At 64.8% G+C, this 13007-nt stretch carries 10 protein-coding genes, 1 tRNA gene and 1 riboswitch; of the genes, 6 read left to right on the top strand and 5 right to left on the bottom strand.

Features of this window, described 5'->3' with window-relative positions; translation table 11 throughout:
• Positions 1-50: 50 nt before the first annotated feature.
• Positions 51-1787, top strand: a complete 1737-nt coding sequence (locus tag BLT81_RS12115) for a Rib/alpha-like domain-containing protein (protein WP_083337291.1) — start codon at positions 51-53, stop codon at positions 1785-1787.
• A gap of 401 nt (positions 1788-2188) precedes the next feature.
• Here the strand turns inward: BLT81_RS12115 and BLT81_RS12110 are convergent, their stop codons facing one another.
• On the bottom strand, positions 2189-4540 hold the full coding sequence (locus tag BLT81_RS12110) for a Rib/alpha-like domain-containing protein (protein ID WP_019194759.1): 2352 nt from the start codon (positions 4538-4540) through the stop codon (positions 2189-2191).
• Positions 4541-4881: 341 nt separating this feature from the next.
• Between BLT81_RS12110 and BLT81_RS12105 the strand changes: the two genes are divergently transcribed.
• The 3 genes from BLT81_RS12105 to BLT81_RS12095 all read left to right on the top strand — a co-directional run bounded on the left by BLT81_RS12105 (position 4882) and on the right by BLT81_RS12095 (position 7894).
• Complete coding sequence (locus BLT81_RS12105; RefSeq protein ID WP_051011549.1) at positions 4882-5496, top strand: DUF1707 SHOCT-like domain-containing protein; 615 nt, start codon at positions 4882-4884, stop codon at positions 5494-5496.
• Between the two features lie 48 nt (positions 5497-5544).
• Positions 5545-6846 (top strand): pyridoxal phosphate-dependent aminotransferase, encoded by a 1302-nt coding sequence (locus BLT81_RS12100; protein ID WP_019194761.1) that lies wholly within the window; start codon positions 5545-5547, stop codon positions 6844-6846.
• Between the two features lie 148 nt (positions 6847-6994).
• Complete coding sequence (locus BLT81_RS12095) at positions 6995-7894, top strand: endonuclease domain-containing protein (RefSeq protein ID WP_155860865.1); 900 nt, start codon at positions 6995-6997, stop codon at positions 7892-7894.
• 81 nt (positions 7895-7975) lie between these two features.
• Here BLT81_RS12095 and BLT81_RS12090 read toward each other — a convergent pair whose 3' ends face one another.
• Both BLT81_RS12090 and dcd read right to left on the bottom strand, forming a co-directional pair.
• A complete protein-coding gene (locus BLT81_RS12090) occupies positions 7976-9292 on the bottom strand; it encodes a UDP-glucose dehydrogenase family protein (protein ID WP_040421696.1) in 1317 nt (438 codons plus the stop codon).
• Between the two features lie 44 nt (positions 9293-9336).
• Positions 9337-9900: a dCTP deaminase gene (dcd, locus tag BLT81_RS12085; protein WP_019194764.1), complete on the bottom strand. Its 564-nt coding sequence runs from the start codon at positions 9898-9900 to the stop codon at positions 9337-9339.
• Between the two features lie 65 nt (positions 9901-9965).
• Between dcd and BLT81_RS12080 the strand changes: the two genes are divergently transcribed.
• Positions 9966-10039 (top strand) — tRNA-Gly (locus tag BLT81_RS12080).
• 94 nt (positions 10040-10133) lie between these two features.
• Positions 10134-10841, top strand: coding sequence for a CPBP family intramembrane glutamic endopeptidase (locus BLT81_RS12075; RefSeq protein WP_019194765.1), 708 nt, complete (start codon positions 10134-10136; stop codon positions 10839-10841).
• Here BLT81_RS12075 and BLT81_RS12070 read toward each other — a convergent pair.
• Positions 10838-11407: a hypothetical protein gene (locus BLT81_RS12070; protein WP_019194766.1), complete on the bottom strand. Its 570-nt coding sequence runs from the start codon at positions 11405-11407 to the stop codon at positions 10838-10840. The genes BLT81_RS12075 and BLT81_RS12070 overlap by 4 nt on opposite strands.
• Positions 11408-11421: 14 nt before the next feature.
• A riboswitch (SAM riboswitch) is annotated at positions 11422-11542 on the bottom strand.
• Between the two features lie 101 nt (positions 11543-11643).
• On the bottom strand, positions 11644-12978 hold the full coding sequence (locus BLT81_RS12065) for a YjiH family protein (protein WP_019194767.1): 1335 nt from the start codon (positions 12976-12978) through the stop codon (positions 11644-11646).
• Positions 12979-13007: the final 29 nt, after the last annotated feature.

Below are 13007 nucleotides of genomic sequence, written 5' to 3'. Positions count from 1 at the left end.
TGCCCCTCCCGCTGCACACGCGGGTTGAACTCTCCGAGGTGTAACTTTCCATGTCCCAGCGTTTTCCCTATCGCACCGCCATCGCCGGGTTGTGCGCTGTCGGGCTGATCGCCCCCGCCGTCGCACCGATTGACGCCCCTGTTCCCAATGTATCCGTCGCGCACGCCGCCGACACCCGCGAAGCAGTCAAGGTTGCCGGCCCAACGACCGTGGCCATCAAGACCCCCGCCACCTACACCGCCGCGATCCCCGGCGCTACCAACGGCAAGGTTGAGTTCTACCTCGATGGCGTTGCCGTTGCCACCGCCAACGTGAACTCCGAAGGTCAAGCAATCGCGAACATCACGCCGCTGTCCTACGGCGAGCACACCCTCACCGCCCGCTACGTCACCATAAAGAACGAGACCCCCTACAACGTCAACCCCGACGGGACCGCGACGTTCACAACCCCCTTTCCCGAAAAGTACTCCCGCAATGACAAGGGGAACACCAATACGGACGCCGACGACTATGGCCCGTTCCTCATCAACGGCAACGTTCACACCGCCTCCAACCCGCTGGACCTCCAGCCGGGCGCGAAATACCACCTGCGGGGCCGCATGACCGTCCGCACCTTTGTTAATTCCCGGATTTACGAGGCCGGCCTGAACCCCTCGCCGGGCTCCACCTATGTGGAAGGCACGGCGTCTCGCTTCCACCCGAACAGCGGCGCAGCCGAGACGAACATGGTCGTTAAAACACGGGCCAACGCCCACGGTGTCACCACCACTGACACCGCCGGTGATTTTTATTCTTCTGACTGGGGAAAGGAGCCCTGGCCCGCAGTCAATGAGGGCTATGTCGACCTCCAACACCTTCGAACCTACAACGCGGGCAATGGCACCACCTTCGAGATCGGTGCCGACTTCATCGCCCCGGATGTTCCTGGGCTGCACGTGCCGCAATACGCCGCGTACAAGTACACGGATTCCACCCACGTCCTCGTGCCGATGAAAGAGGCAGTCTTCCGCATCGCCGCTAAGGACCTGCCAGCACGCAACGAGCTCCCGACAGAGGAACAGAGCCCGACCCCCACGACGTCCACAACCGCCCCCGCGGAGCCGACCACAACCGCCCCCGCGGAGCCGACCACAACCGCCCCCGCGGAGCCGACGACAACCGCACCCGCGGAGCCGACCACAACCGCCCCTGCGGAGCCGACGACAACCGCCCCTGCGGAGCCGACGACAACCGCACCCGCGGAGCCGACGACAACCGCACCCGCGGAGCCGACCACAACCGCCCCTGCGGAGCCGACGACAACCACCCCCGCGGAGCCGACCACAACCACCCCCGCTGAGCCGACCACAACCACCCCCGCGGAGCCGACCACAACCACCCCCGCGAACCGGGATGCGGACAAGTACAACCCCGTTAGGGATACGAGCCAGATCTTTTCGGCCTACGAAGGGGGTAGCTTGCCGGATCCGAGCGAGGTCATCAGTAACGTGGAGTCGCTCCCACAGGGCACCTCAATGAAGTGGACAAAGCTTCCTACCGCCGCCGATCCTAACGGTGTGGTCACGGTGACGTACCCCGATCAGTCGACGGATACTGTCGAGGTGTGGTTTGAGATCAGGACTCACTTGAGCTCCGCTTCCTCGGAAGGATCGAGTGACAACACAATGTTGATCGTAGGAGGCGTCGTCGTTGGAGTTCTGCTTGCCCTCGGCCTCGGTGGCTTCGCGTTTGTCACCAGTCCGCAGGTGTCAGCATTTTTGAACCAGCATTTCGGAATCCGGATCTAACCGGTACTCGGTGGCACCCCGCACATCGATTTCCCTCTGAGGCGCCACCGCGCGTTGCCTGACAGCCATATGTCCGGAGTTCGCGCGGGTGGCGCCTCAGTCGTGGTGACGGCACTTCTCCAGGCGGCCTACCCGCGAAAGGTACTGAGAGGACCCAAGCCCCCTACCCGATCGCTCGCGTGTACTTTCCGGTGTTTGAGCCACCACCCCTGTGCACTGCGAGTCCAACGGCTCTGAGGTGGATTGTTCGCAGAAACGTGCTTCGAGGCTGGCGCTCCCGGAGGGGTGAGATGGGGTCGCGGGTGTGGCGTTACATCAGAAAAGAGACCTATGTACGAAAGGTTTCGGGGACGTGCTCCCCCTCCCGTACACAGGTCTTTGCTCAGAGCAGCTTGTATGTCCTAGATAGAACTGCCGCTGCTACCAACAGGCGTGAACGCGGTGTCGCCGACCGTGACGGACGCGCCGTCGTTGTTGGTCTTGGGCAGGACTGCGGTGACAAGGAACGCCAGCCCGGTCAGACCCAGAATTGCGCTGATAACGGGCAGCGCCATGTCAGCCACCTTGGCCGTCTGGGGGTCGAGTGCGTTGTTGAGGAAGCGAGTGACGTTTTCCTTCACACCTGGTATCTGGGCCAGTCCGCCAAGCAGACCAACACCCCCCAAGAGGGCGCCGGCGATTGCGGCGCCAATGTCTGGAGCATGCTCGACCCTCGTGAACGTCCCCTGCTCCAGGTTCAGTGTGTACCGTACTTCCATGCCATCGGCCGCAGTGACAGTAACGGTCTGCTCGGGCATCAGATTGTCAGTCGGGCGAATAGTGATTGCACCGTTCTCGTCGGCCTTGACGTTCACGGTGTGCCCATTCTTGTCCTTCAACCCAAGGACGGTACCCGGGGCAAAAATAGGACCGTTTTCGCCGCTGATCAGGAGCTTGGACTCCGGCAGGCGGACGAAGTAGCTGACCGTGACTTCAATGACGTCCTGGCCGGGCACCTTCACTTCCACCTTGCCGGTGGTGTAGCCCGGCTTGGTGGTGTCCGGCTTCTCTGCCCAGCGGAACGTGGTGTCCGCTGGTGCGGCATCCGCGTTGGCAATCTGGGCCTTCGCGTCCGCGTCCGCGATGTCTGCCTCGAAGTCAACAGCTGTCGCTTCTTGCTTGGCTGTGGGGGTGAAAACCGCTGCCACGCTGAAGTTGACGGTACGCTCTGCTGGCGGCTGCCCCGGCACCACAACCCGGATCGTCCCCGTGGCGGACCCTGCCGTGGCCGTGTCGGGCTTCATCGCCCATTCGAACGTAGTTCCAGCCGGCGCGGCATCCGCGTTAGTGATCAGGTATCTGGGGTCATCGGGTACGGATTCGCCGACGTTGACCTTCTGGGGCTCTTCGGTCACCTGGGGGATATAAACATTGGGCGCACCCGTCCCCTGAACGAAGAAACGGACGGTGATCGTGTGGGCTTGGCTGTCTGGGGTAGTCACTTTCACCGTCCCCGTGGTTTCACCAGGCTGCGTCGTGTCCGGCTTAGTCGCCCACTCGAACGTCGTTCCAGCCGGAGCACCGTCCGCGTTAGCGATGTACGCGCTCGCAGAGTCATCGGCGATGGTGCTGCCCTGCTCAACGACGACCGGGTTAGTCTGTGCGCGCGGCACCCATGCGTCTTTGACATGGACCGTCACGTCGACCACGTCAGTGGTGCCATCAGGGTAGGTCACGGTGATTCGGCCGCTCTGGTTATCCCCGACCGTAGTGTGCGTCGACTCCCACTGAGCACGCGTTCCGCTCGGAAGGTCAGCGAAGTTCGCAATAACGTTTTCCGCATTCGGGAGCGCGCCGCCACGTGCGATTGTGACCGGACCTGCCGCCCGAGGATCGTGTGCATCGGCCATCCCAGTGGCACGGGCTTCAGTGATTGTAACGGTCGAGAATTTGTCGGCGGGGAGATTCGTACCGTTTTCCCCTGGCCAGTACGTGTCGTCCTCGGACAGCCCGCAGCGGATGAAGCCGTTTGCATTGATTTTTAACACAAAACGCGCAGACGCGTCCGCGTAGAACTGGATCGGCAGCTCTGGGCTGAAGGTGTTTGCGTCAGCCTTCGGTAGGCCGGCCTGGATTTTCGTGCCGGGCTGGCCAGTTGCCTTCAACTTGAGTGTGATCTTCGGCATCGCAATGGTGAAGCTATCCCCGGCTTTCGTGGCCTCTGCGCCACCATGGGCAAACGCGTTGCGCGTGTTCTTGGACCATTTCGTCACATCCTGGCTTTGTTTCGTGGGTGCCGGGACCCACACGCGCAGCCTAGCCCCCTCACGTTCGACCTTCAACCCTTGCGCCCCTCCCTCTGCCTTAAAGCTCACAAGCTCGGCGTTTTGGGGAAGCTGGTACCAGATATTCAGCTGGCTCACCCGCGTCACATTCGCGGTCACTGCCGCGTTGATACTTGCTGGAACGCTCAGTGTGCCGGCATCGATGATGTAGTCAAAAGTCTCCCCCTGAGGCACCGTGTCCGGCGCTTCAGTCTTATCCAGAGTGACCTTAAAGTTGCTGTAGCTCTTGTTCGCCGAGTTGTAGACACCCTCAACGGCGCTAGCGAAGCCGAGAGGAATGCCGCCCGGGTTCTTCAGCTGCAAGTTACACGCCAACGGCTGCTGTAGGTTCGTTTTTGTTTCTGCGTGTGCGTGGGGGACTGCCACTACGCCAGCCGCCAGGGCGGCGGCAACGCCCGCGGACAGGGTAGAGGTGACTCTCTTGGACACGGGGACTCCTTTAGCTCCTCGATACGACGACCACAATGCAGAATAACCTAAGGCTGCACACAGTGCCTGCCAAGAAAAGAAGACAGGACGGCTCGGTGCGCAGTAGCACGGCGCCACGCGGAAAGGTTTACGCTCTCTTCACTTTCCATCGCCGAGTAGCGTGGACACCCATCCCGCATGAGCTGGCACAACGGCGCCAGCCCGCAACGTCCGGCTCACGGATAGCTCGGACCGAAAAATCCGCTGAATCAAAGGTGAATTTTGAGTTTTTCCGTCGCCGATATGCGTGCCGGTTCCCATCGTGACCGTGATGACGCATGCGACTGGCTACTATGGGGCAGGTGACCACCCCTTCCGGCAATTTCAGGATCAGCGACGCAGAGCGCTCCACGGCCATCGACGCCCTCGGCCAAGCGCTCGGCGAGGGCCGCCTCAGCATGGAGGAGTTCGACACCCGCTGCGAGGCCGTGGCCCACGCCCAATTCAAAGAGGAGCTCGACCCCCTTTTCCGGGACCTCCCGGCGCGCAGCACATCCCCGACTCCCATGCAGCCCGGCGTCTACACCGCGGACGAGATCCGCAGTGCCCGTCGTCAGGGCCAGCGCACCCGCGCGGGCGTGTTTTGGCTAGGCACGTTCGCCTCCCTCGGCGGGACGATGACACTGGCTGCCGCGTCCGCATCGGCCGCATCGGCCGTCCCGCTGCTCATCATCCCCACCTTGTTTGTTCTGTTCTACGTCATGAAGGTGGGCCCCGATTCGTGGTACACCCCCAGCCTGCGCCAACTGGAGCGCCAGCGCCGCGAGCTGGTGCGCTCCCGGCAGATCGAGCTCGAGGCCGCCCAGGCCGACGAGATCGCGGCGCAGCGCGCGCAGCGCCGGCAGCAGGTGAACAAGCTCACCTCCGACGCGCTCGACGTCGCCCAGCAGACGGTCAACCGTTTCAAGAAGCAGTAGCCGTATTCCGGGCTTCGGGTGGGCGCGCCGTGGCTAGTATTGTGCCGTATGAGCACTCAGAAGGACGAGCCCACCGGATCGACAGAATCCCCGAAAAAGAAGACTCAGGCGAAAAAGCCGCTGCGCAAGCACCGCCACTTCGACCAGGCGGACAAGCTGAAGAACGTCTTTTACGACATCCGCGGCCCCGTGAGCGCCACCGCTGAGGAGATGGAACGCGACGGCCACACCATCCTCAAGCTCAACACCGGCAACCCGGCCATCTTCGGCTTCGACGCCCCCGACGTCATCATGCGCGACATGATCGCCGCTCTTCCGACGTCGCAAGGCTATTCGACGTCGAAAGGCATCATCCCGGCGCGGCGCGCGATTGTCACCCGCTACGAGGTGATCGAGGACTTCCCCCACTTCGACATCGACGACGTCTACCTGGGCAACGGCGTCTCCGAGCTCATCACGATGTGCACGCAGGCGCTGCTCAACAACGACGACGAGATCCTCATCCCCGCCCCCGACTACCCGCTGTGGACGGCCGCCTCCACGCTCGCGGGCGGCAAGGCCGTGCACTACCTGTGCGACGAGGAGGACAACTGGAACCCCTCGCTCGAGGACATCCGGTCCAAGGTCACGCCGAAGACGAAGGCCATCGTGGTGATCAACCCGAACAACCCCACCGGCGCGGTCTACTCCCGCGACATCCTCGAGGGGATCGCCGAGATCGCCCGCGAGCACGAGCTCGTTGTCTTCGCCGACGAGATCTACGACCGCGTCCTCTACGACGACGCCGAGCACATCTCCATGGCGGAGGTGGGCCCCGACCTGGTCACCGTCACCTTCAACGGCCTGTCCAAGGCCTACCGCGTCTGCGGCTACCGCGCCGGCTGGATGATCATTACCGGCCCGCGCCGCCGCGCCAAGGGCTTCATCGAAGGCCTTGACCTGCTCTCTGGCACCCGCCTGTGCTCGAACGTGCCGGGCCAGCACGCGATCCAGGTGGCGCTCGGCGGGCGCCAGTCGATCTACCAGCTCACCGGGCAGGGGGGCCGACTCAAGGAGCAGCGCGACATCACGGTGCAGAAGCTGCGCGAGATCCCCGGCGTCTCCGTCGTCGAGCCGAAGGGGGCGCTCTACGCCTTCCCCAAGATCGACACCGAGATGTACAACATCCACGACGACGAGCGCTTCATGCTGGACCTGCTCAAGTCCGAGAAGATCCTCATGGTCCAGGGCACCGGCTTCAACTACCCCACCCCGGACCACTTCCGCGTGGTCACCCTCCCGTGGGCCTCGCAGCTGGAAAACGCCATCGAGCGCCTCGGCAACTTCCTCAGCGACTACCACCAGCACTAGCACTCTCGGTAAGAACTAAACGGCAAGAATCCGCTTTCGGTGGAGAAATTGTGGGATTCTTGCCCTTTTGTTCTTCACGTGAAGGGGTTATCCACAGCCCCGCGCCCGGCGTGTGGCCCGCCAGGCCCCCAGCGGCAATGATGTCGGCATGAGGTTTGACAATGTGGGGGACTTGGCGGCGCTGCTCACGGACACACGTCGGCTGACCAGACACGACCAGAGCATGCGGCTGCGCCTGGCGCAGCACGAATACCACTTCGCGGCGCCAACCCAAGCTGTGCCGCGCGACATCTGGGATGGCCTGCCGCACTGGCAGAAGCAGAACCTGAAGGCGATCGCGACGGGCCGCAGCATGACGAAGGGGGTGCTCGTCGGGCGTTCCGCCGCGCGCGTGACAGGGATCCCGGTCATCGCGCTGAGCGACGAGGTGCCCGAAGCCGCTGTGCCCTCGGGCGGTGTCCCCTCGGCCAAGGGGCGCATCCCGGGCATCCGCTACCGGAAGGCGGGCCTCGGCAGCGACGAGATTCTTCAGGTACATGGGGTTCGGGCCACCACGCCGGCGAGGACCTGCATCGACATCGCGCGCTACCACGGCTTTGTCGAGGGGCTCATTGCCACGGACGCGGCGCTGCGCGACTTCGCGCTCACGGCGGCGGACATGCGCTGGCACCTCGAACGAATGGGGCGGTGCAGGGGCAAACGCGAGGTGCTCCGCGTGTTGGAGCACGCCTGCCTGAACGCGGATTCGCCCCTGGAAAGCTGGTTCCGCGGCGTGCTCATCGAGCGCGGCGTCACGGGATGGACTTTCCAGGCCCCCATCGCAGGTTATCGCGCCGACTTCCTCTTTGACGACTTCTTCGTCCTCGAGATCGATGGCCGTTCAAAGTACGCCCAGGCGCCGCACGACATCCTCATGCGGGAGCGCGATCGGGAGCGGGCACTGCTCAACCGCGGCTTCACCGTCCGGCGCGTCTATTTTGAGGACATGCTCCGCGACATGGACGCCGTGCTGCGGATGGTCGAGGCAGTGCGCTCCTCACGCGCTTAAACGCAAGAACGAAAGGGTAAGAATCCACCGTTCCGGCCTCCGGGGGCGGATTCTTGCCGTTTCGTTCTTGTCCTGGGGGTCTTAGCCCCGCCCGAGCGCGCGGACGGTCCACCCGGCCGCGCGCCAGGCGTCGGCGTCGAGGACGTTGCGGCCGTCGATGAGCACTCGCTTATCGACGCCCTCCCCCACCGCCTCAGGATCCATCTCCCGGAACTCCTGCCACTCCGTCGCCAGGATGACGAGCTCGGCGCCGGAGAGGGCGTCGTCAAGCGATGCGGCGTAGTCAAGCGTGGGAAAAACCCGCCGCGCGTTGTCCATCGCCTGCGGGTCGTAGACGCGCACCGCCGCCCCGGCCAACGAGAGCTGCCCCGCCACCGCAAGCGCCGGAGAATCGCGCACGTCGTCCGAGTTCGGCTTAAACGCCGCACCCAGCACCGTCACCCGCCTCCCGATCAGCGAGCCGAGCTCCTCCCGCGCGATGTCCACCACGCGCTGGCGGCGGCGCATATTGATCGCATCCACCTCACGCAAAAACGTCAACGCCTGATCCGCGCCCACCTCGCCGGCGCGCGCCATGAACGCGCGGATGTCCTTCGGCAAACAGCCGCCGCCAAAACCCAAACCCGCGCCGAGGAACTTGCGGCCGATGCGGTCGTCGTGGCCGATGGCGTCGGCAAGCTGCGTCACATCCGCCCCGACGATCTCGCACACCTCGCTGACCGCGTTGATAAACGAGATCTTCGTCGCCAAAAACGCGTTCGCCGACACCTTCACCAACTCCGCCGTTTGCAGATCCGTGAGGATAAACGGGGTCCCTTTCGCCAGCGGCTGCGCGTACACCTCGCGGGCGACCTCCTCCGCGCGCGAGTTCTCCGGGCGGGTGCCCAGCACGATGCGGTCGGGCTCAATGGTGTCTTTGACCGCGAAGCCCTCCCGCAGAAACTCCGGGTTCCACGCGATCTCCACGCGCGTGCCCGGCCCCGCCACCGCGTCGGCGCGCTTCTGCAGCGCCGCCGCCGTCCCCACCGGCACCGTCGACTTGCCCAGAATGACGTGCTCGCCCTCGAGCAGCGGCACCAAATCGTCGATGACCGCCTCCACGTAGCGGGTATCCGCCGCGTACGAGCCGCGCTGCTGCGGCGTGCCCACCCCGATGAAATGCACGTTAGCGAACCCCGCGGCGCGGGCGTAGTCGGTAGTAAAGCCCAACCGACCGGCCGCGATGTTGCGCTCGAGCACCTCCGGCAGGCCCGGCTCGTAGAAGGGGACCTCGCTGTTTCGCAGCCGCTCGATCTTGCTTTCGTCCACGTCCACGCCCAGCACCTCGTGACCGAGCTCCGCCATGCAGGCAGCGTGGGTCGCACCGAGATACCCGGTGCCAATAACCGTCATACGCATGCGCCCCATCATCGCACGCGGGCGGGCACTTCGCCGGGGGAGAATCAGCGGAAGTTCAAGTACGCCTTCGACGGCGTCGGCCCGCGCTGGCCCTGGTACTTCGAGCCCAGCGCCCCCGTGCCGTAGGGCACCTCGGCGGGCGAGGTCAACCGGAACAGCGCGAGCTGGCCCACCTTCATGCCCGGCCACAGGGTGATGGGCAGGTTAGCCACGTTCGACAACTCCAGGGTGATGTAGCCGGAGAAGCCTGGATCAATAAACCCCGCGGTGGAGTGCGTCAGCAGACCAAGCCGGCCCAGCGAGCTCTTGCCCTCCAAGCGCCCCGCCAGGTCGTTGGGGAGGGTGAACTTCTCCAGGGTGGAGCCCAGGATGAACTCGCCCGGGTGGAGCACAAACGCCTCCCCCTCCGGCACCTCGACAAGCGTGGTCAGGTCCTCCATCTCCAGCTTCGGGTCGATGTGGGTGTACTTCGAGTTGTTGAACACCCGGAAGAACCTGTCCATGCGCACGTCGACTGACGACGGCTGAACCAATCCCGCATCGTACGGGTCGATGCCGAGGCGCCCGGCCGCGAGGGCATCGCGGATGTCATGATCTGAAAGAAGCACGTCGTTCAGTGTAGCGGGAGGCCGTTTTCGTTCACGAGCCGCCAGGTGCTAGCATTGCCTGCATTGCCGGCGTAGTTTAGTGGTAGAACATCAGCTTCCCAAGCTGAGAGTGCGAGTTCGATTCTCGTCGCCGGCTCCACTTCTTCCCCCAGGGGGAATGCCCGCTTCTCTCTTCACGCACGTAGCGTCCGGGATATAGACGACGTCGTCGATTCCCAGTGAGGAGGAAATCAGTGCCTCGTCTCCGAGGTCCCCTGCACCCGCTTCCCACGCTGCGCCACGTCGCGTGGGCCGCCGCTCTCGCGCTCGGCACCGTCGCCGGAGCGTTCATGCTCGGCCTCGGTTTGAGTTACCTTGCGGAGCCCTTCAACCTCGACCGGGGTGCACTCATAGCCCTGGGGGTAATGCTCGGGGCCACACTCACCGGATTCGGGATAGGCTACATCGGTTTCCGGCGCAGCTGCGGGTGGGGCCGCCGCGAACTCGGTTTCGTCGCGCCGGCGCATTCTCTGTGGCATCTGCTGTGGTGGATTCCGCTGACAGTGGTCGTGGGTGCGGTCGGCGCGAGCTCCCTGGGGCATCTGCTCGGGCTCAGCGCCGACCCGTCATCCGCCACTGCAGACGGTCTCATCCTTCCGCTGCCACTAGTCGTGACGTTGGTCGCGTGCGTGACGGTTGCGGTGCCGCTGCTGGAGGAAGTTGTGTTCCGCCGCGTCCTTCTGGACTGGCTGGGGCGGCACCTTCCCATGTGGCTGGCGGCGGGCATTGTCATTCTGGCGTTCACGGTGGCCCACGTGAGCCCCGCGGCCATGGTCTACCTCATCTTCACCAGCGCTTCCCTGATCATGGCGCGCCTGTGGTTTGGGACGCTCACCGCACCGGTGATCATCCATGCCGTGAACAACGCCCTGGCCAGCCTGATCGTCGTCCTACCCGGTTAGGCGGTGCACGGCGTAATGGGGGTGCGGGAGATCCAGAAGGCGGTACGTCGACCCGAGTCGTCCCTCGGCCCGCGCAGCATGCCCCACTCAGCGTTGTATTCGAGCCGCTCCTCCATCCACTGCCCCCCGTGGTCGTAGATGACCATCTCCCCGTCAGGGGTGGCGAGAGTCACCTTGGTCCCCTCGACGCTGAGCACGACCACGGGCGCCCAGGCGTCGGCTGGGCCGTTCGCCGCCCGCAACGCTGGGCCCCAGTGCGGCTTGTGCCCCTTCGCCACGAGGGTGCACTTGCTCGGCTCCACACGGACACGGGGTTTGTCAAGCGTGGGCAGGAGGATGACGTCACCGGCCCTTGTGCGCACCGCGTTGCGCGACGGCGAGAACTCGAAGTCGAATCCCATTTCGCGCATGAGCGAGAGCGCGGCCAGCGGGGAAGCGAACTCCCGCACGATGCTTTCTCCGCCGGCGGAGAAAGTCAGGGTCACCACGTTCAGATTGTTGAACGTGGCGGGAGTCCAGTCGTTGGGGTGGTCAGAGGACAGAAAAGTCGACATGTCGAGGGACATGGCTGCTCCTTGGTGAATCGCACTTCCGGCGCGCGGTTGCCGACGCCGGCCGATCTTCTCCCGGGGGCACCGTGCGCGATGAGCGCGGTTGCCAGCCGACGAGCCGGGAGGCTGTGAACGTCGGGCTTCGTGATCGCGCCCCCGATCCTATTAGACCGCTTTGTCTATTGCAACACCGCGCTGGGGCACAACAAAAACCGCACCCCACGGGGGTGCGGCGGCGGAGCGCGGGGGCGTCAGAACAGCAGGTGCGCGATCGGGGTCGCGATGAGGATGGTGAGCGCGACGCGCTCGAACCAGATGGCCACCAGCTGCCAGAGCTTGAGCGGGATCTTCGTGGCCATGATGCACGGCACCATCGCGGAGAAGAAGATGATCGCGGAGACCGCGACGACGCCGATGACGAACTTCAGCACCATCGACTCCGAGCCGGCGACGGCGGTGGCGGGGAGGAACATCTCGGCGATGCCCATCGCGGCGGCCTTGCCCGCCAAGAGCGGCTCGGGCAGCTGCACCAGCGCGGCGAACGGGTAGAACAGGTAGCCGATCCACTCAAAGACCGGGGTGAAGCGCGCGAGCAGGAGGCCGATCAGGCCGACGGACAGGATCGAGGGGACGATCGCCGCGGCGAGGCGCACGCCGTCGCGCAGGTTCTGCCACACCAGCACCGGCAGGGAGGGGACCTTTTCGAGGGTCTGCAGCGCCGCGTTCCAGGCCGCCTTCAGCCGGCTGCCGGTGACGGGCTGCTCCGGGTCAGGGGTGGCCTCGGGGTGGTAGGTGTCGGGGATGAGGCGCAGCGGGGGCAGGTGCACCGTGATCGCCGTGACGGCGAAGGTGACCGCAAGGGTGACCCAGAAGTAGGTGCCCCAGTGCTCCATGAGGTCGAGCTGCTTGGCCACGATGACCATGAAGGCCGCGGAAACCGTCGAAAAGCCTGTGGCGATGACGGCCGCCTCGCGCGCGGTGTAGCCACCCTGCTGGTAGACGCGGTCGGTGACGAGGATGCCCAGCGAGTAGGAGCCGACGAAGGAGGCGACCGCGTCAATCGCCGAGCGGCCCGGGGTGCGCCACAGCGGGCGCATGACCGGCTGCATGAGCACGCCGACGAACTCGAGAAGACCGAAGCCGATGAGGAAGGCAAGGAACGCCCCGCCGATAGGGACGATGAGGCCCACCGGCACCGCGATCTTGTTCCAGAGGAACGGCACGAGGTCCTCCTCGCCCAGCACCCACGGCAGCGCGTTCACCACGGTGAGCGCGGCGACGATGAGGCCCACGACGTTGAGGACGGCGAAGGTCGCCTTCAGCGGCCCCTCCTGCCACGCGCGGCCGGCGAAGGAGCGCCACACGCCGTAGCCGGCGAGGGCGAGGATGAACCAGGGCACCACGACGCCGAAGTTGTCGCGGATGAAGGTGACCATGTGGTCTAGGGGGATGGACTTCTTGTCCTTGTAGGTCACCGGGAAAAAGAACACGAACGCGCCGATGGCGCTGTAGACAAACATGCGCCAGGCACCGGTCCCGGTGGGGCCGGGGCGGTTCGTGGTGGTCGTGCCGGTCGCGATGGCCATGGCGCGTACCTCCGTCATATGATCGTTGG

Source organism: Corynebacterium timonense, assembly GCF_900105305.1.
Lineage (GTDB): Bacteria > Actinomycetota > Actinomycetes > Mycobacteriales > Mycobacteriaceae > Corynebacterium > Corynebacterium timonense.
This window is presented reverse-complemented; position numbering and strand designations above follow the sequence as displayed.